General features: G+C 60.8%; 20 protein-coding genes. 11 read left to right on the top strand and 9 right to left on the bottom strand.

Features of this window, described 5'->3' with window-relative positions:
* Positions 1 to 8: 8 nt before the first annotated feature.
* From pyk to gcl, 5 genes are all read right to left on the bottom strand, one after another.
* A complete protein-coding gene (pyk, locus tag HU715_RS15350; RefSeq protein ID WP_186708166.1) occupies positions 9 to 1,424 on the bottom strand; it encodes a pyruvate kinase in 1,416 nt (471 codons plus the stop codon).
* Entirely contained in the window at positions 1,414 to 2,694 is a 1,281-nt protein-coding gene (locus HU715_RS15345) for a glycerate kinase type-2 family protein (RefSeq protein ID WP_186708164.1), read from the bottom strand. Before HU715_RS15345 ends, pyk begins: the two co-directional genes overlap by 11 nt.
* A gap of 148 nt (positions 2,695 to 2,842) precedes the next feature.
* On the bottom strand, positions 2,843 to 3,733 hold the full coding sequence (locus HU715_RS15340; RefSeq protein WP_186708162.1) for a 2-hydroxy-3-oxopropionate reductase: 891 nt from the start codon (positions 3,731 to 3,733) through the stop codon (positions 2,843 to 2,845).
* A gap of 160 nt (positions 3,734 to 3,893) precedes the next feature.
* The gene (gene hyi, locus HU715_RS15335) at positions 3,894 to 4,676 is read right to left on the bottom strand and encodes a hydroxypyruvate isomerase (RefSeq protein WP_053123988.1); all 783 of its coding nucleotides are present in this window, start codon (positions 4,674 to 4,676) and stop codon (positions 3,894 to 3,896) included.
* Positions 4,677 to 4,807: 131 nt separating this feature from the next.
* The gene (gene gcl / locus HU715_RS15330; RefSeq protein ID WP_186708160.1) at positions 4,808 to 6,583 is read right to left on the bottom strand and encodes a glyoxylate carboligase; all 1,776 of its coding nucleotides are present in this window, start codon (positions 6,581 to 6,583) and stop codon (positions 4,808 to 4,810) included.
* Between the two features lie 268 nt (positions 6,584 to 6,851).
* Here gcl and HU715_RS15325 point away from each other — a divergent pair, with 268 nt between their 5' ends.
* Positions 6,852 to 7,292, top strand: coding sequence for a GlcG/HbpS family heme-binding protein (locus HU715_RS15325; RefSeq protein WP_186708158.1), 441 nt, complete (start codon positions 6,852 to 6,854; stop codon positions 7,290 to 7,292).
* Positions 7,293 to 7,575: 283 nt separating this feature from the next.
* Complete coding sequence (locus HU715_RS15320) at positions 7,576 to 7,965, top strand: REP-associated tyrosine transposase (RefSeq protein ID WP_225917601.1); 390 nt, start codon at positions 7,576 to 7,578, stop codon at positions 7,963 to 7,965.
* A gap of 123 nt (positions 7,966 to 8,088) precedes the next feature.
* On the opposite strand, the gene HU715_RS15315 is transcribed toward HU715_RS15320, so the two are convergent.
* Positions 8,089 to 8,694, bottom strand: coding sequence for a TetR/AcrR family transcriptional regulator (locus HU715_RS15315; RefSeq protein ID WP_186708156.1), 606 nt, complete (start codon positions 8,692 to 8,694; stop codon positions 8,089 to 8,091).
* Positions 8,695 to 8,985: 291 nt separating this feature from the next.
* On the opposite strand from HU715_RS15315, the gene HU715_RS15310 reads away from it, so the two are divergent.
* Complete coding sequence (locus HU715_RS15310; protein ID WP_186708154.1) at positions 8,986 to 9,900, top strand: DUF808 domain-containing protein; 915 nt, start codon at positions 8,986 to 8,988, stop codon at positions 9,898 to 9,900.
* A gap of 134 nt (positions 9,901 to 10,034) precedes the next feature.
* Here HU715_RS15310 and HU715_RS15305 read toward each other — a convergent pair whose 3' ends face one another.
* A complete protein-coding gene (locus HU715_RS15305) occupies positions 10,035 to 10,823 on the bottom strand; it encodes an MlaA family lipoprotein (RefSeq protein ID WP_186708152.1) in 789 nt (262 codons plus the stop codon).
* The gene (locus HU715_RS15300; protein WP_186708150.1) at positions 10,816 to 12,114 is read right to left on the bottom strand and encodes a serine/threonine protein kinase; all 1,299 of its coding nucleotides are present in this window, start codon (positions 12,112 to 12,114) and stop codon (positions 10,816 to 10,818) included. The genes HU715_RS15305 and HU715_RS15300 overlap by 8 nt, the downstream gene beginning before the upstream one ends.
* A 422-nt stretch (positions 12,115 to 12,536) precedes the next feature.
* On the opposite strand from HU715_RS15300, the gene HU715_RS15295 reads away from it, so the two are divergent.
* The 3 genes from HU715_RS15295 (at position 12,537) to HU715_RS15285 (ending at position 15,671) form a co-directional block, all read left to right on the top strand.
* The gene (locus tag HU715_RS15295) at positions 12,537 to 13,391 is read left to right on the top strand and encodes a glycine betaine ABC transporter substrate-binding protein (protein ID WP_186708148.1); all 855 of its coding nucleotides are present in this window, start codon (positions 12,537 to 12,539) and stop codon (positions 13,389 to 13,391) included.
* A gap of 313 nt (positions 13,392 to 13,704) precedes the next feature.
* Complete coding sequence (locus HU715_RS15290) at positions 13,705 to 14,016, top strand: DUF485 domain-containing protein (RefSeq protein ID WP_186708146.1); 312 nt, start codon at positions 13,705 to 13,707, stop codon at positions 14,014 to 14,016.
* The gene (locus HU715_RS15285; protein WP_186708144.1) at positions 14,013 to 15,671 is read left to right on the top strand and encodes a cation acetate symporter; all 1,659 of its coding nucleotides are present in this window, start codon (positions 14,013 to 14,015) and stop codon (positions 15,669 to 15,671) included. The genes HU715_RS15290 and HU715_RS15285 overlap by 4 nt, the downstream gene beginning before the upstream one ends.
* Positions 15,672 to 15,973: 302 nt before the next feature.
* On the opposite strand, the gene gltA is transcribed toward HU715_RS15285, so the two are convergent.
* Positions 15,974 to 17,263: a citrate synthase gene (gene gltA, locus HU715_RS15280; protein WP_003172803.1), complete on the bottom strand. Its 1,290-nt coding sequence runs from the start codon at positions 17,261 to 17,263 to the stop codon at positions 15,974 to 15,976.
* A gap of 365 nt (positions 17,264 to 17,628) precedes the next feature.
* Here gltA and sdhC point away from each other — a divergent pair, with 365 nt between their 5' ends.
* The 5 genes from sdhC to HU715_RS15255 all read left to right on the top strand — a co-directional run bounded on the left by sdhC (position 17,629) and on the right by HU715_RS15255 (position 23,951).
* Entirely contained in the window at positions 17,629 to 18,003 is a 375-nt protein-coding gene (sdhC, locus tag HU715_RS15275) for a succinate dehydrogenase, cytochrome b556 subunit (RefSeq protein WP_003179220.1), read from the top strand.
* Entirely contained in the window at positions 17,997 to 18,365 is a 369-nt protein-coding gene (gene sdhD / locus HU715_RS15270; RefSeq protein ID WP_030138327.1) for a succinate dehydrogenase, hydrophobic membrane anchor protein, read from the top strand. Before sdhC ends, sdhD begins: the two co-directional genes overlap by 7 nt.
* Positions 18,366 to 18,368: 3 nt before the next feature.
* Positions 18,369 to 20,141, top strand: coding sequence for a succinate dehydrogenase flavoprotein subunit (sdhA, locus tag HU715_RS15265; RefSeq protein WP_053123969.1), 1,773 nt, complete (start codon positions 18,369 to 18,371; stop codon positions 20,139 to 20,141).
* A gap of 11 nt (positions 20,142 to 20,152) precedes the next feature.
* Positions 20,153 to 20,857: a succinate dehydrogenase iron-sulfur subunit gene (locus HU715_RS15260; protein WP_053123967.1), complete on the top strand. Its 705-nt coding sequence runs from the start codon at positions 20,153 to 20,155 to the stop codon at positions 20,855 to 20,857.
* 262 nt (positions 20,858 to 21,119) lie between these two features.
* Positions 21,120 to 23,951, top strand: a complete 2,832-nt coding sequence (locus HU715_RS15255; RefSeq protein WP_186708142.1) for a 2-oxoglutarate dehydrogenase E1 component — start codon at positions 21,120 to 21,122, stop codon at positions 23,949 to 23,951.
* Positions 23,952 to 23,988: the final 37 nt, after the last annotated feature.

Below are 23,988 nucleotides of genomic sequence, written 5' to 3'. Positions count from 1 at the left end.
AGAAAAACTCAGAGCAGCGTCTCAATGCGCAGCGAATTGGTCGACCCTGGCTGCCCGAACGGCACGCCCGCCGTAATCAGCAGGGTATCGCCACGCTGGGCCATGCCTTGGGCCTGGGCGATTTCCAGGGCGGTGGAACAGACTTCATCCACCTGTTTCAACCGGTCATTGACCACCGAGTGCACGCCCCAGGCCACCGTCAGGCGGCGGGCGGCCTGCAGGTTCGGCGTGAGGTTGAGGATTGGCACCGTCGGTCGTTCCCGCGCCGCGCGCAGGCTGGAACTGCCCGATTCGCTGTAGTTCACCAGCACCGCCACCGGCAGGATGCTGCTGATGCGCCGGATCGCGCAGCTGATGGCGTCCGACACCGTGGCCTCGGCCTTCGGCCGGCTGACGTCCAGTTGCGCCTGGTAGTCGGGGCCGTTTTCCACCTGGCGGATGATCTTGCTCATCATCTGCACGGCTTCGAGGGGGTAGTCGCCGGACGCGGTTTCCGCCGAGAGCATGACCGCATCGGCCCCCTCGGCCACGGCGTTGGCCACGTCAGTGACTTCGGCACGGGTGGGGGCCGGGGAGAAGCGCATCGACTCGAGCATCTGCGTCGCCACCACCACCGGTTTGCCGAGGGCACGGCAGGTGCCGATGATGTTTTTCTGGATCTGCGGCACGCTTTCGGCCGGGACTTCGACCCCCAGGTCGCCACGGGCGACCATGATCGCGTCGCTCAACTCGGCGATCTCGCGCAGTTGGCTCACCGCCGACGGCTTCTCGATCTTCGCCATCAGGAACGCCTTGTTGCCGATCAGCCCACGCGCCTCGCGAATGTCCTCGGGACGCTGCACGAACGACAGCGCCACCCAGTCCACGCCCAGCTCCAGGCCGAAACTCAAGTCGCGCCGGTCCTTGGCGGTCAACGGGCTCAGGTCGAGCACGGCCTGGGGCACGTTCACGCCCTTGCGGTCCGACAGCTCGCCGCCGTTGAGCACCTCGGTGTCGATGGCGTCGCTGTGCCTGGCGATCACGCGCAGGCGCAACTTGCCGTCGTCCAACAGCAGGTCCATGCCGGGCTCCAGGGCCGCGATGATTTCCGGGTGGGGCAGGTTGACCCGGCGTTGATCGCCCGGTGTCGGGTCCAGGTCCAAGCGCAGGGCCTGGCCTCGTTGCAGCAGGACCTTGCCATCGGCGAACCGGCCGACCCGCAGCTTCGGGCCTTGCAGGTCCATCAGGATGCCCAGGGGGTAGTTGAGTTGCTGCTCGACCTCACGAATCCACTGGTAGCGCTGGGCGTGGTCGGCGTGCTCGCCATGGCTGAAGTTCAGGCGGAAGATGTTCACCCCGGCCTGTACCAGCTCGCGGATGTCATCGATGCCGCGCGTCGCGGGGCCGAGGGTCGCGAGGATCTTGACCTTTTTATCAGGCGTCATGTTTGGGGTTCTCGAGGATCAGGATGGCGCGAAAGTCGTTGACGTTGGTGCGGGTCGGTTCGGTGACGATCAGCGCGTCAAGGGCGGCGAAGTAGCCGTAGCCATTGTTGTTGTCCAACTCGTCGCTGGCGCACAGGCCCAGCTCGGCGGCGCGGCGATAGCTGTCCGGGGTCATGAGGGCGCCGGCGTTGTCTTCGGAGCCGTCGATGCCGTCCGTGTCGCCGGCCAGCGCATAGATGCCGGGATGGCCCTTGAGGTTGTCGGTCAGGCTCAGCAGGAATTCGGCATTGCGTCCGCCACGGCCATCGCCGCGCACGGTGACGGTGGTTTCACCGCCGGAGAGAATCATGCACGGTGCTGCCAGCGGCTGGCCGTGCAGGGCGATTTGCCGGGCGATGCCGGCGTGGACTTTGGCCACCTCCCGGGATTCGCCTTCCAGGTCGCCGAGGATCAGTGGGCTGAAACCCGCCTGCCGGGCCTTCACCGCCGCGGCTTCCAATGACTGCTGGGGGCGGGCGATCAACTGGAAGTGGCTGCGGGCCAGGCTCGGGTCACCGGGCTTGACGGTTTCCGACGCCGGGCTGTGCAGCCAGGTGCGCACCGAGGCCGGCACCTCGATGTGGTAGCGCTGGAGAATCGCCAGGGCTTCGGCCGACGTGCTGGGGTCGGCCACGGTGGGGCCGGAAGCGATGACCGTGGCGAGATCGCCGGGTACATCGGAAATCGCGTAGGTGTACACCGTCGCCGGCCAGCAGGCCTTGCCCAGGCGCCCGCCCTTGATCGCCGAGAGGTGCTTGCGCACGCAATTCATCTCGCCGATGGTCGCGCCGGATTTGAGCAAGGCTTTGTTGATCGATTGCTTGTCGGCCAGGGTGATGCCTTCGGCCGGCAACGCGAGCAAGGCCGAACCGCCGCCGGACAACAGGAAGATCACCCGGTCGTCTTCGCTGAGATTGCTCACCAGCTCCAGCACCCGTTGGGCCACGGCCAGGCCAGCGGCGTCAGGCACCGGGTGGGCGGCTTCCACCACTTCGATTTTCTGACAAGGCGCGCCGTGACCGTAGCGGGTCACCACCAGGCCGGACACGTCGCCCTGCCAGCAGCGCTCGACCACTTGCGCCATGGCCGCCGCGGCCTTGCCGGCCCCGATGACGATCACCCGGCCGCTGCGGTCGCAGGGCAGGTAGTGTTCAAGGACTTGCTGCGGATGGGCCGCGTCGATGGCTGTGGCAAACAGCTCGCGCAGCAGTTGTTGCGGATCGACCGACATGGCGGGCTCCCGGTTTTCTTGTTATTTGAAGGGCAACGCAGACCCTGTGGGAGCGGGCTTGCTCGCGAAGGCGGTGTGTCAGTCAACACTTCATTGACAGGAAGATCGCCTTCGCGAGCAAGCCCGCTCCCACAAGGGGTGTGGTGTGTCAGTTATCGCGAATCGAGAAATTGGCCATATGCTCCAACCCCTTGATCAGCGCCGAGTGATCCCAGTTGCTGCCGCCGATGGCCGCGCAGGTGCTGAACACTTGTTGGGCGTTGGCGGTGTTGGGCAGGTTGATGTTCAGTTCCCTGGCGCCTTGCAGGGCCAGGTTCAGGTCCTTCTGGTGCAGGCTGATGCGGAAGCCCGGATCGAAGGTGCCCTTGATCATGCGTTCGCCGTGTACCTCGAGGATCTTCGACGAAGCGAAACCGCCCATCAGCGCTTCACGGACCTTGGCCGGGTCGGCACCGTTTTTCGAGGCGAACAACAAGGCCTCGGCCACGGCCTGGATGTTCAGGGCGACGATGATCTGGTTCGCCACTTTGGCGGTCTGGCCGTCACCGTTGCCGCCCACCAGGGTGATGTTCTTGCCCATGGCCTGGAACAGTGGCAGCGCGCGTTCGAAGGCGGCGCTGTCGCCACCGACCATGATGCTCAGGGTGGCGGCCTTGGCACCGACTTCACCACCGGAGACCGGGGCATCGAGGTACTGCGCGCCTTTTTCATTGATCTTCGCCGCGAACGCCTTGGTGGCGGTGGGGGAGATCGAACTCATGTCGATCACCACCTTGCCCGCGCCCACGCCCGCCGCGACGCCGTCGGCGCGGAACAGCACGTCGTCGACCTGCGGCGTGTCCGGAACCATGACGATGATGAACTCGGCTTCCTGGGCCACTTCCTTCGGGTTGGCCAAGGCCACTGCGCCGCCGGCCAGCAGGTCGGCCGGGGCCGGGTCGTGGTGCTGGGACAGGAACAGGCTGTGACCGGCCTTTTGCAGGTTCAGTGCCATGGGGTGGCCCATGATGCCGGTGCCGATGAATCCGATTTTAGCCATGGGAAAATCCTCTTGTTTTTATCGTTGCTTCAAACCGATGAAGAACTGCTTTTCTGTGGGAGCGGGCTTGCTCGCGAAGGCGGCGTGTCAGCTCTCGAAGATGCGGTCTGATACACCGCCTTCGCGAGCAAGCCCGCTCCCACATTAGGGAAGAGTTGGGTCAGATCGCGTTATGGGTTTTCAGCCAGCCCAGGCCCGCTTCGGTGGTGGTCAGCGGCTTGTATTCGCAGCCGATCCAACCCTGGTAGCCGATGCGGTCCAGATGTTCGAACAGGAAGCGGTAGTTGATTTCGCCCGTGCCCGGCTCGTTACGGCCCGGGTTGTCCGCCAGTTGCACATGGTTGATCTCGCCCAGGTGCGCCGACAGGGTCCGGGCCAGGTCACCTTCCATGATCTGCATGTGGTAGATGTCGTATTGCAGGAACAGGTTGGCGCTGCCCACCTGCTCGCGGATCGACAGGGCCTGGGCGGTGTTGTTCAAGTAGAAGCCGGGAATGTCGCGAGTGTTGATGGCTTCCATCACCAGCTTGATGCCTTTGGCCTGCAGCTTCTCGGCGGCGTATTTCAGGTTGGCGACAAAGGTTTTTTCCACCAGGGTTTCACTGCAGTTCTGCGGGCGAATCCCCGACAGGCAGTTGACCTGCGTGTTGCCCAATACTTGGGCGTAGGCGATTGCCAGGTCGACCCCGGCGCGGAACTCCTCGACCCGGTCCGGCAGGCAGGCAATGCCGCGCTCGCCCTTGGCCCAGTCGCCGGCCGGCAGGTTGAACAGCACCTGGGTCAGGCCGTTGGCGTCGAGCAAGGCCTTGAGTTCGGCGGAGCTGTAGTCATAGGGGAACAGGTATTCGACACCGCTGAAACCGGCCTTGGCGGCGGCTTCGAAACGGGCGAGGAAATCCTGCTCGGTGAACAGCATGGACAGGTTGGCGGCGAAACGCGGCATGGTGGTCTCCTGTAAATAGTTGGCGGCGCCCCTTGTGGGAGCGGGCTTGCTCGCGAAAGTGGTCTGTCAGCCGACATCTTTGTTGGATCTGAAACCGTCTTCGCGAGCAAGCCCGCTCCCACATTGGGATGTCAGTCGAGCAACGAAATGGCGGTCGGTGCATCGTTGCCCACCAGCGCCAGGTCTTCAAACTCATTGACGGCGTTGATCTCGGTGCCCATGGAGATGTTGGTCACCCGCTCCAGGATGATCTCGACGATCACCGGCACCTTGAACTCCTCGATCATCGCCTGGGCCTGGCGCAGCGCCGGTTGGATACCGGCCGGTTCGAACACCCGCAACGCCTTGCACCCCAGGCCTTCGGCCACGGCAACGTGGTCCACGCCATAACCGTTGAGTTCCGGGGCGTTCAGGTTGTCGAACGACAGCTGCACGCAGTAATCCATGTCGAAGCCGCGCTGGGCCTGGCGAATCAAGCCCAGGTAGGAGTTGTTCACCACAACGTGGATGTACGGCAATTTGAATTGTGCACCCACCGCCAGCTCTTCGATCATGAACTGGAAATCATAGTCGCCCGACAGCGCCACGACCTTGCGGCTCGGATCGGCCTTGACCACCCCCAGCGCCGCCGGAATGGTCCAGCCCAAGGGGCCGGCCTGGCCGCAGTTGATCCAATGGCGTGGCTTGTAGACGTGGAGGAACTGCGCGCCGGCGATCTGCGACAGGCCGATGGTGCTGACATAGCAGGTGTCCTTGCCGAACACCTGGTTCATTTCTTCGTACACCCGTTGTGGCTTGACCGGCACGTTGTCGAAGTGGGTCTTGCGTTGCAGGCTGGCCTTGCGTTGCTGGCAATCCTGCAACCAGGCGCTGCGGTTCTTCAGCTTGCCGGCGGCTTGCCACTCGCGGGCCACTTCAATGAACACCGTCAGGGCGGAGGCGGCATCGGAGACGATACCCAGGTCGGGCGTGAACACGCGGCCGATCTGGGTCGGCTCGATGTCCACGTGAATGAACGTGCGGCCTTCGGTGTAGACGTCCACCGAACCGGTGTGACGGTTGGCCCAGCGGTTGCCGACGCCCAGCACCACGTCCGACTTGAGCAAGGTGGCGTTGCCGTAGCGGTGGGAGGTTTGCAGACCGACCATACCGACCATCAACGGATGGTCATCCGGGATCGTGCCCCAGCCCATCAAGGTCGGAATGACCGGGATGCCAGTCAGCTCGGCGAACTCCACCAGCAGGTCGCTGGCATCAGCATTGATGATGCCGCCGCCAGCCACCAGCAAGGGGCGTTCAGCCTGATTGAGCATCGCCAGGGCTTTCTCGATCTGCACGCGGTTGGCCGCGGGTTTGGCCAGGGGCAGCGGTTGGTAGGCGTCGATGTCGAACTCGATCTCTGCCATCTGCACGTCGAACGGCAGGTCGATCAGCACCGGGCCCGGACGGCCGGAGCGCATCTCGAAGAACGCCTTCTGGAAGGCATACGGCACCTGGCCGGGCTCCAGCACGGTGGTCGCCCACTTGGTCACGGGTTTGACGATGCTGGTGATATCCACAGCCTGGAAGTCTTCCTTGTGCATACGGGCGCGGGGCGCTTGCCCGGTGATGCACAGAATCGGGATCGAGTCGGCCGATGCGCTGTAGAGCCCGGTCACCATGTCGGTGCCGGCCGGGCCCGAGGTGCCGATGCACACGCCGATGTTGCCGGCCTTGGTCCGGGTGTAGCCCTCGGCCATATGCGAGGCGCCTTCAACGTGGCGAGCGAGGACATGATCGATGCCACCCACCTTTTGCAGGGCGGAGTACAGCGGGTTGATCGCAGCACCCGGGATGCCGAAGGCGGTGTCCACGCCTTCACGGCGCATCACCAGAACGGCGGCTTCGATTGCTCTCATTTTGCTCATAGTTTTGTGCCTCTTACGTTTTGTAATTGTATACAAGTGGCTTTGCGCAGAGTGTATTCACGGCGAGCGATGCAGGTCAATCCATTTCCTCAAGCACCTGTTTCATTCGTCGGAACGCCTGGTTTTGCTGCGCCCTTTGGTCGTTAAGGGTTGTTTGTGAAAATTATTGTATACAAAAATAATCGTTGTTGTGTTCTATTTGTTAGGTTCGGTTTTGCTGAAAGTGAAGCCCGCAAGGCTTTCCCATAACAAAAGAAGGACAGCACCCATGAGCGTTCTAACCTTGAAAGTCGCCATCAACCTGGCCGGGCAAGTGCTTGCCGCAGGACGTGAAATCAGCGCCGCACCCTTGACCGTCGCGGTCCTGGACAGCGGCGGACACCTGGTCGCCTTGCAGCGCGAAGACGGCGCCAGCCTGCTTCGCCCGCAGATCGCCATCGGCAAGGCCTGGGGCGCCATCGCCCTGGGCAAAGGCTCGCGCCTGCTCGCCCAGGACGCCCAACAACGCCCGGCGTTCTTCGCCGCGTTGAATGGATTGGGCCAAGGCAACGTCGTACCGGCCCCGGGTGGGGTGTTGATCCGGGATCAGGAGGGGAAGGTGCTAGGAGCGATTGGGGTGAGTGGGGATGTTTCGGATGTGGATGAGCAGGTGGCGGTGAGGGCTGTGGAGGCGCTGCGGTTGAGGGCGGATGTGGGGGTGGTTGTTTGATTTTGCGGTGAGTTGACTGGCGCATTCGCGAGCAAGCCCGCTCCCACAGGTTTTCGGTGCTCGACACAACATGTATGAACACCGCAAATCCTTGTGGGAGCGGGCTTGCTCGCGAAAGCGATCGACCATACACATCCGGCAAAAAGACCAACCATGATGTTGCATCCCCGAAGCTAGTCTTTCAGAACTTCATCAGGAAAGGGGGGCGACGGAATGCCCGCACGCTCAGCTTCACACGCGCCTGCGTATCGGTCGCTATGCAGAAGAGAATCGCATCTATTTATTGACCGCCAATACGCTGGAGCGCGAACCGGTCTTTGAAAACTATGGCTTGGGAAGGGTCGTCATCCATCAATTCAGGGAGGTTCAGGAGCAAGGTATTGCGGACTCCCTGGCCTTTGTCGTCATGCCTGATCATGTCCATTGGCTGATTCGACTGCATCGAGGGTCTTTAGGGCAGTTGATGTGTCGGGTGAAATCCCTCAGCGCCAAAGAGATTAACGAGGCAGCAGGAAGGGTTGGCAGCCTTTGGCAGAAAGGATTTCATGACCGGGCACTGCGGCAGGAGGACGATTTGGTATTTATGGCTCGCTATGTCGTCGCCAACCCATTGCGGGCGGGCTTGGTGAAGCGGCTTGGCGACTATCCGCTGTGGGATGCCATTTGGCTTTGACTTGAAATCGAGTTGCCGCTTTCGCGAGCAAGCCCGCTCCCACAGGGGCCCGTATTGAGCACACAATATGTGTACATCACGAAGCTGTGGGAGCGGGCTCGCGAATGGGGGCGCTGCGGTATTTCAATCCACCTCACACCCCTTCAAAACCAACCGAATAATCGTCTGCGCCGCCGCTTCGTAATCCGCTTCATCCAGCTTGGCCTTGCCGGTCACGGCGCTGATTTGCCAGTCGAAATCGGCATAGGTCTGGGTGGCGGCCCAGATGCTGAACATCAGGTGGTTGGGGTCGATGGGGGCGATCTGGCCGCGGTCGATCCAGGTCTGGATGCAGTCGATGTTGTGCCGGGCCTGGGCGTTGAGTTGCTCCACCAGGTCGGGGCTCAGGTGCGGGGCGCCGTGCATGATTTCGCTGGCGAAGACTTTCGAGGCGAAGGGCAGTTCGCGGGAGATGCGGATCTTGGAGCGGATGTAGTGGCTCAGCACCTCACCGGGTACGCCGTCGGCATTGAACGGTGTCGAAGCCTGGAGAATCGGCTCGATGATGCTTTCCAGCACCTCGCGGTAGAGGTTCTCCTTGGATTTGAAGTAGTAGTAGACGTTCGGCTTGGGCAGGCCAGCCTTGGCCGCGATGTCGCTGGTCTTGGTCGCGGCGAAGCCCTTGTCGGCAAATTCTTCGCTGGCGGCACGCAGGATCAATTCTTTGTTGCGCTCGCGGATTGTGCTCATAAACCCAGGGGTTCCTTGCCTGTTCTGGCGGTGGCGCATGGTAGCACCGGCCTCGCGCGGCGCTCAAGAATGCCCCTGGTGGCCTGTGTGGCTAATTCGTGCACTCAACTTCGGCGCCAGTGCTTGCCAAGCTGCGTTACCATTCCTCGCCGTAGCGGGCTACGACTCGTCATGGCGCCTTGCCTGGCAAGCACTGGCACTCGAATTTGAGTACTCGAATTAACCGTACAGGCCCCAAGGCCCCGCGGCTCGCGGTATGCTGCGCAGCATTATTGTTCAAGGAGCCCCTCCATGGCTGGAAGCAGTTTGCTGGTACTGATCGACGATATCGCTACCGTACTCGACGATGTTGCGCTGATGACCAAGATGGCCGCCAAGAAAACCGCCGGCGTGCTCGGCGATGACCTGGCGCTCAACGCCCAGCAAGTGTCAGGTGTGCGCGCCGAGCGCGAGCTGCCGGTGGTGTGGGCGGTGGCCAAGGGATCGTTCATCAACAAATTGATCCTGGTGCCATCGGCGCTGGCGATCAGTGCCTTCGTCCCTTGGCTGGTGACGCCGTTGTTGATGGTGGGCGGCGCCTACCTGTGTTTCGAAGGGTTCGAGAAACTGGCCCACAAGTTCCTTCACAGCAAGGCCGAGGACCAGGCTGAACATGCGCAACTGGTCGAGGCGGTGGCGGATCCGGCGGTCGATCTGGTGGCCTTCGAAAAAGACAAGATCAAGGGTGCCGTGCGCACCGACTTCATCCTTTCGGCGGAAATCATTGCCATCACCCTCGGCACCGTCGCCGATGCGCCGCTGACTCAGCAGGTGATCGTGCTGTCGGGCATTGCGATTGTGATGACCGTCGGTGTGTACGGCCTGGTGGCGGGCATCGTCAAGCTCGATGACCTGGGGCTCTGGTTGACGCAGAAGCCAGGACAGGTCGCCAAAAGCATCGGCGGGGCCATCCTGCGCGCAGCGCCCTATATGATGAAAAGCTTGTCGGTGATCGGCACCGCAGCGATGTTCCTGGTGGGCGGGGGCATTCTTACCCACGGCGTGCCGGCGGTGCATCACTGGATCGAAGGCGTGACGGCCAGCGCCGGTGGCGCCGGGTTTATCGTGCCGATGTTGCTCAATGCGGTGGCGGGGATCGTGGCGGGGGCGGTGGTGTTGGCGGGTGTGCTGGTGGTGGGCAAGGTCTGGAAAGCGCTGAAAGGCTGAACCTGGCAACACAAAACAACTGTGGGAGCGGGCTTGCTCGCGAATGCGGTGTGTCAGTTGACGAACATGTCATCTGACACACCGCATTCGCGAGCAAGCCCGCTCCCACAGTGGGATTTGCGTCAGGCGTTGGGTTACTCGGCTATCTGCAATTTGCGCGACTCGGTGTACACGTAGCGCACCTTTTCATATTCGAACGGCGTGTTCAGTTGGCCGTAGCGGAAACTGGTCTGGTAGCGCTTGTCCACGCCGCGCAGGAGCAAGAGCTCCGGGTGGTTGGAGCTGACTTCCGAGACGTTCAGGAAGTTGATTGCCGATTCAGCGGTGTAGTCCACCAACAGTCCCGAGGTGTCGCGCAGGTTCGAGGGGCCGAAGATCGGCAACACGAAATACGCGCCGCCCGGCACGCCGTAGAAGCCCAAGGTCTGACCGAAATCTTCGCTCTGGCGCGGCAGGCCCATGGCGGTGGCCGGGTCCCACAGGCCGGCGATGCCGACGGTGGTGTTGAGCAACAGGCGCGCCGTGGTTTCCATCGAACGCTTGCCCTTGAATTGCAGCAGGCTGTTCATCAGGTTCGGCACGTCTCCCAGGTTATTGAAGAAATTGCTGACCCCGGTGCGCACGAAGCCGGGGGTGATGTAGCGATAACCATCGACCACGGGCAGGAAGACCCATTGGTCGAAGCGGTAGTTGAAGTGATAGACCCGACGGTTCCAGGATTCCAGCGGGTCATAGACGTTCAATGCGTTAAGGGTCGAACGCTCGAACTCGCGTTGGTCCAGCCCCGGGTTGAACTTGAGCTTGGTCAGCGGTTCCTTGAAACCGTCCGAATCCACCACCACAGGTGCATCGGCCTTGCTGTTGTCGGCCTGGACCATGCCCGCACTGATTAACGCAGCGATAAGCAGCAGATATTTAGCCACGGAAAAACTCCAGCATGGCGTCGCTGTTGACGCGGTAATTAAGGTTGCCGCAGTGGCCGCCCAGTGGATAAACCGTCAGGCGATCGCCAAAGGTCTTGCGCAGGAAGCCCAGGTCGCCCGGGCCGAGAATGACGTCGTCGGCGTTGTGCATGACCGAAATCTTCGGGCTGGCCTGCAAATAATCCTTCAGTGCGTACAGGCTGACCTGGTCGACCAGTTGCAGCAGGCTGCCGCCGTCGGTGCGCGCGCGCCACATCGGGATCACCTGCTCGGTGAGGTAGCAGTCGAAATCGCATTGCAGCGCGCGCTTGAGAAATGGCGTCAGGCTGGTGCTTTCGGTAATCGGGAACTTGGGTGGGATGATCAGGCCCCGGCGGTTGATCAGGTCCGAGGTGAAGGCGATGTCGGCCGCCGAAAAGCGGAACGAGGTGCCGATCAACATCGCCATTTGCTCGTTGCTCAGGTGTTGCTTGGACTGCTGGAAGTCATACAGCAACGCATCGTTGAGGTCGATGTAGCCTTTTTGCTGGAAGTAGCGGGTCAGCTTGTTCAACACCAGTTCATAAAAAGTCGTGGTGCTGTTGATGCCCTTGACCTCGGTCTGGACCAATTTGTCCAGGTTGGTGATCGAGGTGTAGAGGTTCACCGGCGGGTTCAGCAGCAGCACCTTCTTGAAATTGAAGCTGCGCCGGGTTTCGTCCAGGTGGGCGACGAAGGCCGCGTCCAGGGCGCCGAGGCTGTAGCCGGTGAGGTAGTACTCGGTGACGGGGACTTTCGGGTTCTGGGCGCGTACCGCCTGCATCACCCGGTACATGTCTTCGGCGTCTTCCTTCGTGATGCCCGGCGTGGCGAAGCGCGAAGCGGCACTCATGAAGTCGAAGCTGGTGGGCGAGGACAACTGCACCACGTGGTAGCCGGCCTTGTAGTAGAGGCGCTTGAGGTACTCGTTGAGGGTGCTGTCGTAGCGGGCACCGGTGCCGGCGATCAGGAAAATCAGCGGCGCGGGCTTGTCCTGGGTGGCCATGCGGTAGGTGAGGCTTTTTACCGGCCAGAAGTTGTCCGGCAGGATGAACTCGCGTTCCGGGCGCAGGGTCAGGCTGTGGTCCGCCTGATTAATGTCTTCGATCAGTGGCAGCTCCGGACGCAGGTCCGGCGGCGTGGTGGCGATGGTCGCCTCGAACGGGTTGGTCAAGGGGTAGCCATAGCTGGCGGCGTCAATATCTGCCGCCAGCGCGGACGCACTCAGGATAAGGCCGCCGAGGAGGGCAGCGAAGCGCAAGGAACGGAGCATGACTAGATCCCTTAGAGGAAGGTGCCGAATGAGGTTCGCAGCCTATGACCACCGAAGCGGAGCCAAGTGCCATGACAGGCACAAAACAGGCACGGACGGGGCGCGATAGTAGCGGGACGATACACGGTCACGCGCAGTGGCGGCTAGTTATCTGGTATTTACTGTATTTCGTCTGCAAACCTCACTGGGAGGGGCGCCAATTGCGCGAAATCATTAGCTGGCGTTCTGATGTCGTTTCTCGTTGCTTCGACGTCGCAGGCAGAGCAGGTTCCGGAGCGGCACAGGTTGATGATCGATCCTGTCAGTACTCCACTGGCGTTCAGACCGGTTTGAGGGCGAGCGTGATGGGGGCGCTGAGCATCATAACTATACGTTGACGCCGCCCGGCATCCGTCGGGCGCAGCACTTTCGGGGAAGTAACGATGAAGATGCGACGACTCTTGGGCGCAGGTGCCGCACTGGTACTGGCCATCAGTTCCACCTTGGCCAGCGCCGAAACCAAAACCCTGAGCATCGGTTACGTTGACGGCTGGTCCGACAGCGTCGCGACCACCCACGTGGCCGCCGAAGTGATCAAGCAGAAACTCGGTTATGACGTGAAGCTGCAAGCGGTCGCGACCGGGATCATGTGGCAAGGCGTGGCCACCGGCAAACTCGACGCGATGCTCTCGGCCTGGCTGCCGGTGACTCACGGCGACTATTGGACCAAGAACAAGGACAACGTGGTCGATTACGGCCCCAACTTCAAGGATGCCAAGATCGGCCTGATCGTGCCGGAGTACGTCAAGGCCAAGTCGCTCGAGGATCTCAAGACCGACGACTCGTTCAAGAAGCGCATCGTCGGCATCGACGCCGGTTCAGGCGTGATGATCAAGACCGAGCAGGCGATCAAGGATTACGACCTGACCGGTTATCAACTCAAGGCCAGTTCCGGCGCCGGCATGATCGCCGAGCTGACCCGTGCCGAGAAGAAAAACGAATCCATCGCCGTTACCGGTTGGGTGCCGCACTGGATGTTCGCCAAGTGGAAACTGCGTTTCCTGGAAGACCCGAAAGGCGTCTACGGCGCGGCTGAGACTGTAAACAGCATCGGCAGCAAGGAGCTGGGGACCAAGGCGCCAGAAGTGGCGGAATTCCTGAAGAAGTTCCAGTGGGCTTCGAAGGACGAGATCGGCGAGGTCATGCTGGCGATCCAGGAAGGCGCCAAGCCGGACGCTGCTGCCAAGGATTGGGTCGCCAAGCACCCGGACCGCGTGAAGGAGTGGACCGGCAAGTAATCGGCCTGGTTTGACTGTTCCGAAAACCGCATGGCTTTTGAGTCATGCGGTTTTTTTGTGCGTGCGATTCCTGACTCCTCCACAAAACCCTGTGGGAGCGGGCTTGCTCGCGAATGCGGTGTGTCAGTTGATCATGTGTTGACTGACACACCGCATTCGCGAGCAAGCCCGCTCCCACAAAGGGAACTGAGAAATGTGCGGAAAACCGGCAAAACCGTCATGTCGTTCTAATACTAAGGTCGTCTGGAACCTGGCCTGGAGCCGCATAGAGTAGAGCTGTTCCAAATAAATCTGTGCTGCGAGGATAAAAACAATGAACGACAGCATTTACCTCTCGATTCAAAACAGCCCGCGCTTCAAGGAGCTGGTGAAGAAACGAGAAAGGTTCGCCTGGATTCTCTCGGCGATCATGCTTGGGCTGTATTCCGGCTTCATTCTTCTGATCGCCTACGGGCCGCATATTCTCGGGGCCAAGATGAGCCCTGGGGCCACCATCACTTGGGGTATCCCCATCGGGGTCGGCCTGATTCTCTCGGCCTTCGTCCTGACCGGTATCTACGTACGGCGCGCCAACGGCGAGTTCGACGACCTGAACAATGCGATTCTCAAGGAGGCTCAGCAATGATCCGGCGTCTACTGGCTCTATTGAGCGTCGCAGCGTTCGCACCGGGCGCCTGGGCGGCTGATGCCCTGACCGGTGCCGTGCAGAAACAACCCCTCAACGTCGCCGCTATCCTGATGTTCGTGGCCTTTGTCGGCGCGACGCTATACATCACCTACTGGGCGTCCAAGAAAAACAATTCGGCGGCCGACTACTATGCGGCCGGCGGCAAGATCACCGGCTTCCAGAACGGCCTGGCAATCGCGGGCGACTACATGTCGGCGGCGTCCTTCCTGGGCATTTCCGCGCTGGTGTTCACCTCCGGCTACGATGGCCTGATCTACTCCATCGGCTTCCTGGTGGGCTGGCCGATCATTCTGTTCCTGATCGCCGAACGCCTGCGCAACCTGGGTAAATACACCTTTGCCGACGTGGCGTCCTATCGCCTCGGGCAAACCCAGATCCGCAGTCTGTCCGCCTGCGGCTCGCTGGTGGTGGTCGCGTTCTACCTGATCGCGCAAATGGTCGGTGCCGGCAAGCTGATTCAGCTGCTGTTCGGCCTGGACTACCACGTCGCGGTGATCCTGGTGGGTATCCTGATGTGCCTCTACGTGTTGTTCGGCGGCATGCTGGCCACCACCTGGGTGCAGATCATCAAGGCGGTGCTGTTGCTGTCGGGTGCTTCGTTCATGGCCCTGATGGTCATGAAACACGTCAACTTTGACTTCAACATGTTGTTTGCCGAAGCGGTCAAGGTTCACCCTAAAGGCGAGGCGATCATGAGCCCCGGCGGCCTGGTGAAGGATCCGATCTCGGCCTTCTCCCTCGGCCTGGCGCTGATGTTCGGCACCGCTGGCCTGCCACACATCCTGATGCGCTTCTTCACCGTGAGCGACGCCAAGGAAGCGCGCAAGAGCGTGCTGTATGCCACTGGCTTCATCGGCTACTTCTACATCCTGACCTTCATCATCGGCTTCGGCGCGATCCTGCTGGTCAGCACGAACCCGGCCTTCAAGGACGCGGCAGGTGCCTTGCTGGGCGGCAACAACATGGCGGCGGTGCATCTGTCCAACGCAGTTGGCGGCAGCATCTTCCTGGGCTTCATCTCGGCGGTGGCGTTCGCGACCATCCTGGCGGTAGTAGCAGGCCTGACCCTGGCCGGTGCCTCGGCGGTGTCCCATGACCTGTATGCCAGCGTGATCAAGAAAGGCAAGGCCAACGAGAAGGATGAGATTCGGGTTTCGAAAATCACCACCATCTGTCTGGCGGTGCTGGCGATCGGCCTGGGCATCCTGTTCGAGAAGCAGAACATCGCGTTCATGGTGGGCCTGGCGTTCTCCATCGCGGCGAGCTGCAACTTCCCGGTACTGCTGCTTTCGATGTACTGGAAGAAGCTGACTACCCGTGGCGCGATGATCGGCGGCTGGCTGGGCCTGGTCAGTGCCGTGGGCCTGATGGTCCTCGGCCCGACCATCTGGGTGCAGATCATGGGTCACGAGAAGGCGATCTTCCCGTACGAATACCCAGCGCTGTTCTCGATGGCCATTGCGTTCGTCGGTATCTGGTTCTTCTCCATCACCGACAAATCGGCTGAAGGCGTCAACGAGCGGGCGCTGTTCTTCCCGCAATTCGTGCGTTCGCAGACGGGTCTGGGGGCGAGTGGGGCGGTTAGCCACTGATGTAGCGATAAGTGCTTGAAGAAATACCCCGGTCGAGAGGCCGGGGTATTTTTTTGTGCCGGGTTCGTGGGTGGCAGGCCTGCCGCCATCGCGAGCAAGCTCGCTCCCACAGGGGATCTCCAGTGAGCACAAGTTTGGGGTTCACAACAGGCCAACTGTGGGAGCGAGCTTGCTCGCGATGGCGTCGGTTCTGCCAATGCAGTTTCTGGATCGGATAAAAGAGGCATAAACAAAACAGCCCCCGCTTATATAAGAAGCGGGGGCTGTTTCGGTGCAGTCAGGAACCTATCGCAAGGCAGGCCTTACTTGCGATCTTCCAGCTTGGTGATGTCACGCGACTCGTAGCCGGTGTACAGCTGGCGCGGGCGGCCGATCTTGTACGGGCTGGAGAGCATTTCCTTCCAGTGGGAGATCCAGCCGACGGTCCGCGCCAGGGCGAAGATCACGGTGAACATGCTGGTTGGAATGCCGATCGCCTTGAGGATGATCCCCGAGTAGAAGTCGACGTTCGGGTACAGCGAGCGCTCGATGAAGTACGGGTCGGTCAGGGCGATCTCTTCCAGGCGCATGGCCAGTTCGAGTTGCGGATCGTTCTTGATCCCCAGTTCCTTGAGCACTTCGTCGCAGGTCTGCTTCATCACGGTGGCGCGTGGGTCGCGGTTCTTGTAGACCCGGTGACCGAAGCCCATCAGCTTGAACGGATCGTTCTTGTCCTTGGCCTTGGCGATGAACTTGTCGATGTTCGAGACATCGCCGATTTCATCGAGCATGGTCAGTACCGCTTCGTTGGCACCGCCGTGGGCAGGGCCCCAGAGTGCGGCGATACCGGCGGCGATACAGGCGAACGGGTTGGCGCCCGAGGAGCCTGCCAGACGCACGGTGGACGTGGAGGCGTTCTGCTCGTGGTCGGCATGGAGGATGAAGATCCGGTCCATGGCCTTGGCGAGCACCGGGCTGATCGGTTTGATCTCGCACGGGGTGTTGAACATCATATGCAGGAAGTTCTCTGCATAGGTCAGGTCGTTGCGCGGGTACATCATGGGCTGGCCCATGGAGTACTTGTAGACCATGGCTGCCAGGGTCGGCATCTTCGCCACCAGGCGGATCGCGGAGATTTCGCGATGCTGGGGGTTATTGATGTCCAGGGAGTCGTGGTAGAAGGCGGAGAGGGCACCGACGACGCCGCACATGACGGCCATCGGGTGGGCATCGCGACGGAAACCGTTGAAGAAGGTCTTCAATTGTTCGTGAACCATGGTGTGGTTCTTCACCGTGCTGACGAACTGGGCCTTTTGCTCTGCGGTTGGCAGCTCGCCGTTGAGCAGTAGGTAGCAGGTTTCCAGGTAGTCCGATTTTTCAGCCAGTTGCTCGATCGGGTAGCCGCGGTGCAGCAGGATGCCGTTGTCGCCGTCGATGTAGGTGATTTTCGACTCGCACGAGGCGGTCGACATGAAACCTGGGTCAAAGGTGAAACGGCCCGTGGCCGTCAGGCCCCGTACGTCGATTACATCGGGACCAACGGTGCCGGTTAAAATGGGCAGCTCGACGGGGGCTGCGCCCTCGATGATCAACTGCGCTTTTTTGTCAGCCATGTGGCCTCCTATTAATGCTTGGAATCATCAGACAGACCCCCCACGCAGGGCCCGCACCACTATAGTGAGATAAATCCGAATGTCAATTTGCCTAAAGTCTTGCTCCAGAAGGCTTTAACCGGACTTTTTCCGCGAAATTGCCTGCCGTTTACGCCTTTTGCGCCATATGTGCAATGCGCTATTAGGGGAAGGTGAACGCGTTGTCATTAGTAGCCTAACTGTCTATACTCGGCCACCGACCGCCAGGGGCTTTTGGGCCTGCTTTCTTGGGGGTCGTCACTCCCTGGGTGGTGAGTACCTGACCAGTGCGCGCCCCAACAACTTTGCCCTGATTGTTAGGGGCTCTTCAGTGTGAAAAAAAAGCCGTGAAAAGCCAACGACCTGTAAACCTAGACCTAAGGACCATCAAACTCCCAGTCACTGCTTACACGTCCATTCTTCACCGTATTTCCGGTGTCATCCTCTTCGTCAGCCTGGCCATCATGCTTTATGCATTGGACAAGTCGCTCGATTCGGAAGAAGGCTTCGGTCAGGTGAAAGCGTGTCTGACCAGTCCGCTAGCCAAGCTAGTGATTTGGGGCATCCTGTCCGCCTTGCTGTATCACTTGGTTGCCGGTGTGCGCCACTTGATCATGGACATGGGCATCGGTGAGACGCTGGAAGGCGGCAAGCTGGGCTCGAAAATCATTATCGCCGTGTCTGCGGTGCTGATCGTTCTGGCAGGAGTCTGGATATGGTAACCAACGTCACGAACCTTTCGCGTTCGGGCCTCTACGACTGGATGGCCCAGCGTGTGTCTGCGGTCGTTCTCGCGGCTTACTTCATTTTCCTGATCGGATATGTCGTGGCAAACCCTGGCATTGGCTATGCCCAATGGCATGAACTGTTCGCAAACAACTGGATGCGTATCTTCAGTCTGCTGGCACTTGTCGCACTGGGCGCCCACGCCTGGGTCGGCATGTGGACCATCGCGACCGACTACCTGACGCAAATGGCGTTCGGCAAGTCGGCGACTGCCGTACGTTTCCTCTTCCAGGCGGTATGCGGCGTTGCGATGTTCGCTTACTTCGTCTGGGGTGTGCAGATTCTCTGGGGTATCTGATTCATGGCTAACATTCCAACGATTTCTTTCGACGCCATCATCATTGGTGGTGGCGGTGCCGGCATGCGCGCGGCGCTGCAACTGGCGCAGGGCGGTCACAAGACTGCCGTGATCACCAAGGTTTTCCCGACGCGCTCGCACACCGTTTCCGCCCAGGGTGGCATCACCTGCGCCATCGCTTCGGCCGACCCGAACGATGACTGGCGCTGGCACATGTACGATACCGTCAAGGGTTCCGACTACATCGGTGACCAGGACGCTATCGAATACATGTGTCAGGAAGGCCCGGCCGCGGTGTTCGAGCTGGACCACATGGGCATGCCGTTCTCCCGTACCGAGCAAGGTCGTATCTACCAGCGTCCGTTCGGCGGGCAGTCCAAGGACTACGGCAAGGGCGGCCAGGCTGCGCGTACTTGCGCGGCGTCCGACCGTACCGGTCACGCGCTGCTGCACACCCTGTACCAGGGCAACCTGAAGGCCGGTACCACGTTCCTGAACGAGTACTACGCGGTTGACCTGGTGAAGAACCAGGACGGCGCCTTCGTCGGTGTGATCGCGATCTGCATCGAAACCGGCGAAACCACCTACATCCGCGCCAAGGCCACCGTACTGGCGACCGGCGGTGCAGGCCGTATCTACGCATCCACCACCAATGCCCTGATCAACACCGGTGACGGCGTCGGCATGGCCCTGCGTGCTGGCGTGCCGGTACAAGACATCGAAATGTGGCAGTTCCACCCGACCGGCATCGCCGGCGCCGGTGTACTGGTGACCGAAGGTTGCCGTGGTGAAGGTGGTTACCTGATCAACAAGCACGGCGAGCGTTTCATGGAACGTTATGCGCCGAACGCCAAGGACCTTGCCGGTCGTGACGTCGTGGCTCGTTCGATGGTTAAAGAGATCATCGCCGGCAACGGCTGTGGCCCGAACGGCGACCACGTGATGCTCAAGCTCGATCACCTGGGCGAGGAAGTGCTGCACAGCCGCCTGCCAGGGATCTGCGAACTGTCCAAGACCTTCGCTCACGTCGATCCGGTCGTCGCGCCGGTTCCAGTGGTTCCAACCTGCCACTATATGATGGGCGGCGTTGCCACCAACATCCACGGCCAGGCGATCACCCAGAACGGCGAAGGCGTGGACGAAATCATCCCTGGCCTGTTCGCAGTGGGTGAAGTGGCTTGCGTATCGGTCCACGGTGCCAACCGCCTGGGCGGCAACTCGCTGCTCGACCTGGTGGTCTTCGGTCGTGCTGCCGGCCTGCACCTGGAGAAAGCGCTGTCCGACGGTATCGAGTATGACGATGCCACCGACGCCAACATCGAAGCCGCCCTGGCGCGTCTGTCCGCTCTGAACGAGCGTACCGAAGGCGAAGACGTGGCAACCCTGCGTCGCGAGCTGCAAAACTGCATGCAGAACTACTTCGGTGTGTTCCGTACCGGCGAATACATGCAGAAGGGTATCGCCCAGCTGGCGCAATTGCGTGAACGAATCGCCAACGTGAAGATCAACGATAAGTCGCAGGCGTTCAACACTGCCCGTATCGAAGCGCTGGAATTGCAGAACCTGCTGGAAGTGGCCGAAGCCACCGCCATCGCCGCAGAAGTGCGTAAAGAGTCCCGTGGCGCCCACGCCCGCGAAGACTTCGAAGACCGTGACGACGAAAACTGGCTGTGCCACACCTTGTACTTCCCGGGTGAAAAACGCGTCGCCAAGCGTGCCGTGAACTTCTCGCCGAAGACTGTTCCGACTTTCGAACCAAAAGTCCGGACTTATTAAGGGTGACCGCTATGTTGCAAGTCAGTGTTTATCGCTACAACCCTGATCAGGACGCTGCGCCGTTCATGCAGGACTTCCAGGTCGACACCGGTGGTAAAGACCTGATGGTGCTGGACGTGCTGGCCCTGATCAAAGAGCAGGACGAGGGTTTCTCCTATCGTCGCTCTTGCCGCGAGGGCGTTTGCGGCTCCGACGGCATGAACATCAACGGCAAGAACGGCCTGGCCTGCATCACGCCGTTGTCGGCCGTGGTCAAGGGCAACAAGCTGGTGGTGCGTCCGTTGCCAGGTTTGCCGGTTATCCGTGACCTGGTCGTCGATATGAGCATCTTCTACAAGCAATACGAGAAGGTGAAGCCATTCCTGCAGAACGACACGCCGGCTCCGGCCATCGAACGTCTGCAGTCTCCGGAAGAGCGTGAGAAGCTCGACGGTCTGTACGAGTGCATCCTGTGCGCTTGCTGCTCGACCTCGTGCCCATCGTTCTGGTGGAACCCGGACAAGTTCCTGGGCCCGGCCGCCCTGCTGCAAGCGTACCGCTTCCTGGCAGACAGCCGTGACACCAAGACGTCCGAGCGTCTGGCTTCGCTGGATGACCCGTTCAGCGTATTCCGCTGCCGCGGGATCATGAACTGCGTCAACGTCTGTCCGAAAGGCCTGAACCCGACTAAGGCCATCGGTCACATTCGTAACATGCTGCTGCAAAGCGGCGTGTGATTCAGCTGCTGTACCCGTAGGACCGTTGTACCCGTAAAGGCCAGGGCGCGGGCTTCAACCCGCGTCATGGCTATAACCAGAACAGCCGCTTACAAAGCGGCGGTTCTTATTTTGAAGAAATGAGACAAGCAGGGGCATCCGGGCTGGTACCCGGACTATCAGCGTGATCCTAAGTGGCTTGTTTTAGTCGCTGCACTCGGACTTCTGCAAGTTTGCTCGGTGTTTTCGCCGGTGGTGTTCCCCTAATCGAGGGTGACCAAGCATGCAAGAAAGCGTGATGCAGCGCATGTGGAACAGTGCCCACCTCTCCGGTGGTAACGCTGCCTATGTGGAAGAGCTCTACGAGCTCTACCTGCACGACCCTAACGCTGTGCCAGAAGAATGGCGCACCTACTTTCAGAAGTTGCCCGCTGACGGTAACTCTGCCACTGATGTTTCGCACTCGACGATTCGCGATCATTTCGTGCTGCTGGCAAAGAACCAGCGCCGCGCTCAACCGGTGTCTGCCGGCAGCGTGAGCTCCGAGCACGAGAAGAAGCAAGTTGAAGTGCTGCGACTGATCCAGGCCTACCGGATGCGTGGCCACCAGGCAGCCCAGCTTGACCCGCTGGGGCTGTGGCAGCGTCCTGCACCTGCAGACCTGTCGATCACTCACTACGGCTTGACCAATGCCGACCTTGATACGACCTTCCGTGCCGGCGACCTGTTCATCGGCAAAGAGGAAGCGAGCCTACGCGAAATTCACGAAGCGTTGCAGCAGACATATTGCCGCACCATCGGCGCTGAATTTACGCACATCACCGATTCCGAGCAGCGCCAGTGGTTCCAGCAGCGTCTGGAAAGCGTTCGTGGCCGTCCGACGTACTCCGCCGACATCAAGAGCCACTTGCTCGAGCGCGTCACCGCCGGTGAAGGCCTGGAAAAATACCTGGGTACCAAATACCCGGGCACCAAGCGTTTCGGCCTGGAAGGCGGCGAAAGCCTGATTCCGATGCTCGACGAGCTGATCCAGCGTTCCGGTTCCTACGGCACCAAGGAAGTCGTCATCGGCATGGCCCACCGTGGCCGCCTGAACGTTCTGGTCAACACCTTCGGCAAGAACCCGCGCGAGCTGTTCGACGAGTTCGAAGGCAAGAAGAAGGTCGAGCTGGGCTCCGGTGACGTGAAATACCACCAGGGCTTCTCGTCCAACGTGATGACCACCGGTGGCGAAGTCCACCTGGCCATGGCCTTCAACCCGTCCCACCTGGAAATCGTTTCCCCGGTGGTCGAGGGTTCGGTCCGTGCCCGCCAGGATCGTCGCAACGATCCGACCGGCGAGAAGGTGCTGCCGATCTCCATCCACGGTGACGCGGCATTCGCCGGTCAAGGCGTGGTCATGGAAACCTTCCAGATGTCGCAGACCCGCGGTTTCAAGACCGGCGGTACCGTGCACATCGTGATCAACAACCAGGTCGGTTTCACCATCAGCAACCCGCTGGACTCGCGCTCCACCGAGTACGCAACCGACGTCGCGAAAATGATCCAGGCGCCGATTCTCCATGTGAATGGCGATGACCCGGAAGCCGTGCTGTTCGTGACCCAGTTGGCCATCGACTACCGCATGCAATACAAGCGCGACGTGGTGATCGACCTGGTCTGCTACCGTCGTCGCGGTCACAACGAGGCCGACGAGCCAAGCGGCACCCAGCCGCTGATGTACCAGCAGATCGCCAAGCAGCGCACCACCCGTGAGCTGTATGCCGAGCGCCTGACCCAGAGCGGCGTGCTGGATGCCGGCCGCGTCCAGGAAAAAGTCGATGAATATCGCAACGCCCTGGATAACGGCCTACACGTGGTAAAAAGCCTGGTCAAGGAACCGAACAAGGAACTGTTCGTGGACTGGCGTCCGTACCTGGGCCACGCCTGGACCGCGCGTCACGACACGCGTTTCGACCTCAAGACCCTGCAGGAATTGTCCGCCAAGCTGCTGGAAATCCCGGAAGGCTTCGTGGTCCAGCGCCAGGTTGCGAAAATCTACGAAGACCGGCAGAAGATGCAAGCCGGTGGCCTGCCGATCAACTGGGGTTACGCCGAAACCATGGCGTACGCGACCCTGGCGTTCGAAGGTCACCCGATTCGCATCACCGGCCAGGACGTAGGCCGTGGCACTTTCTCGCACCGCCACGCGGCGCTGCACAACCAGAAAGACGCCAGCACCCACATCCCGCTGCAACACCTGTACAAAGGCCAGCCCCGTTTCGACCTGTACGATTCGCTGCTGTCCGAGGAAGCCGTCCTGGCGTTCGAATATGGCTATTCCACCACCGAGCCAAATGCCCTGGTGATCTGGGAAGCCCAGTTCGGCGACTTCGCCAACGGTGCCCAGGTGGTTGTCGACCAGTTCATCACCAGCGGCGAGCACAAGTGGGGCCGTCTCTGCGGTCTGACCATGCTGTTGCCACACGGTTATGAAGGGCAGGGGCCGGAGCACTCTTCGGCACGTCTGGAGCGTTACCTGCAGCTGTGCGCCGAGCACAACGTCCAGGTTTGCGTACCGACGACTCCAGCGCAGATCTACCACCTGCTGCGTCGCCAGGTCATCCGTCCGCTGCGCAAGCCGCTGATCGTGCTGACACCGAAGTCCCTGCTGCGTCACAAACTGGCGATTTCCACGCTCGAGGACCTGGCCGAAGGCTCGTTCCAGACGGTCATTTCGGAAATCGACACTCTGGACGCGGCGAAAGTGACTCGCCTGGTCCTGTGCAGCGGCAAGGTCTACTACGACCTGCTGGAAAAACGTCGTGCCGAAGGCCGCGAAGACATCGCCATCGTGCGTATCGAGCAGCTTTACCCGTTCCCGGAAGAAGACCTGATGGAGGCCATCGCGCCTTACACCAACCTCACCCATGTGGTGTGGTGTCAGGAAGAACCGATGAACCAAGGCGCGTGGTACAGCAGCCAGCATCACCTGCGTCGCAGCATCGGCAACCATAACAAGGCCCTGGGCCTGGAATATGCCGGCCGTGATGCTTCCGCTGCACCCGCGTGTGGTTATGCGTCGATGCACGCCGAGCAGCAGGAAAAACTGCTGCAAGATGCCTTCACTGTTTAACGCCTTCGCGCTGACTGAAACCGAATTTTAAGGACCC

Source organism: Pseudomonas zanjanensis, from assembly GCF_014268745.2.
Lineage (GTDB): Bacteria > Pseudomonadota > Gammaproteobacteria > Pseudomonadales > Pseudomonadaceae > Aquipseudomonas > Aquipseudomonas zanjanensis.
The sequence above is the reverse complement of the archived record's forward strand: the minus strand, read 5'-3'. Positions and strand labels throughout refer to the sequence as shown.

What these genes read in the sequence shown, in the direction of transcription:
- pyk (WP_186708166.1), bottom strand. Translation starts at nt 1,424, where the DNA reads ATGACGCCTGATAAAAAGGTCAAGATCCTCGCGACCCTCGGCCCCGCG.
- HU715_RS15345 (WP_186708164.1), bottom strand. Translation starts at nt 2,694, where the DNA reads ATGTCGGTCGATCCGCAACAACTGCTGCGCGAGCTGTTTGCCACAGCC.
- HU715_RS15340 (WP_186708162.1), bottom strand. Translation starts at nt 3,733, where the DNA reads ATGGCTAAAATCGGATTCATCGGCACCGGCATCATGGGCCACCCCATG.
- hyi (WP_053123988.1), bottom strand. Translation starts at nt 4,676, where the DNA reads ATGCCGCGTTTCGCCGCCAACCTGTCCATGCTGTTCACCGAGCAGGAT.
- gcl (WP_186708160.1), bottom strand. Translation starts at nt 6,583, where the DNA reads ATGAGCAAAATGAGAGCAATCGAAGCCGCCGTTCTGGTGATGCGCCGT.
- HU715_RS15325 (WP_186708158.1), top strand. Translation starts at nt 6,852, where the DNA reads ATGAGCGTTCTAACCTTGAAAGTCGCCATCAACCTGGCCGGGCAAGTG.
- HU715_RS15315 (WP_186708156.1), bottom strand. Translation starts at nt 8,694, where the DNA reads ATGAGCACAATCCGCGAGCGCAACAAAGAATTGATCCTGCGTGCCGCC.
- HU715_RS15310 (WP_186708154.1), top strand. Translation starts at nt 8,986, where the DNA reads ATGGCTGGAAGCAGTTTGCTGGTACTGATCGACGATATCGCTACCGTA.
- HU715_RS15300 (WP_186708150.1), bottom strand. Translation starts at nt 12,114, where the DNA reads ATGCTCCGTTCCTTGCGCTTCGCTGCCCTCCTCGGCGGCCTTATCCTG.
- HU715_RS15295 (WP_186708148.1), top strand. Translation starts at nt 12,537, where the DNA reads ATGAAGATGCGACGACTCTTGGGCGCAGGTGCCGCACTGGTACTGGCC.
- HU715_RS15290 (WP_186708146.1), top strand. Translation starts at nt 13,705, where the DNA reads ATGAACGACAGCATTTACCTCTCGATTCAAAACAGCCCGCGCTTCAAG.
- HU715_RS15285 (WP_186708144.1), top strand. Translation starts at nt 14,013, where the DNA reads ATGATCCGGCGTCTACTGGCTCTATTGAGCGTCGCAGCGTTCGCACCG.
- gltA (WP_003172803.1), bottom strand. Translation starts at nt 17,263, where the DNA reads ATGGCTGACAAAAAAGCGCAGTTGATCATCGAGGGCGCAGCCCCCGTC.
- sdhD (WP_030138327.1), top strand. Translation starts at nt 17,997, where the DNA reads ATGGTAACCAACGTCACGAACCTTTCGCGTTCGGGCCTCTACGACTGG.
- sdhA (WP_053123969.1), top strand. Translation starts at nt 18,369, where the DNA reads ATGGCTAACATTCCAACGATTTCTTTCGACGCCATCATCATTGGTGGT.
- HU715_RS15260 (WP_053123967.1), top strand. Translation starts at nt 20,153, where the DNA reads ATGTTGCAAGTCAGTGTTTATCGCTACAACCCTGATCAGGACGCTGCG.
- HU715_RS15255 (WP_186708142.1), top strand. Translation starts at nt 21,120, where the DNA reads ATGCAAGAAAGCGTGATGCAGCGCATGTGGAACAGTGCCCACCTCTCC.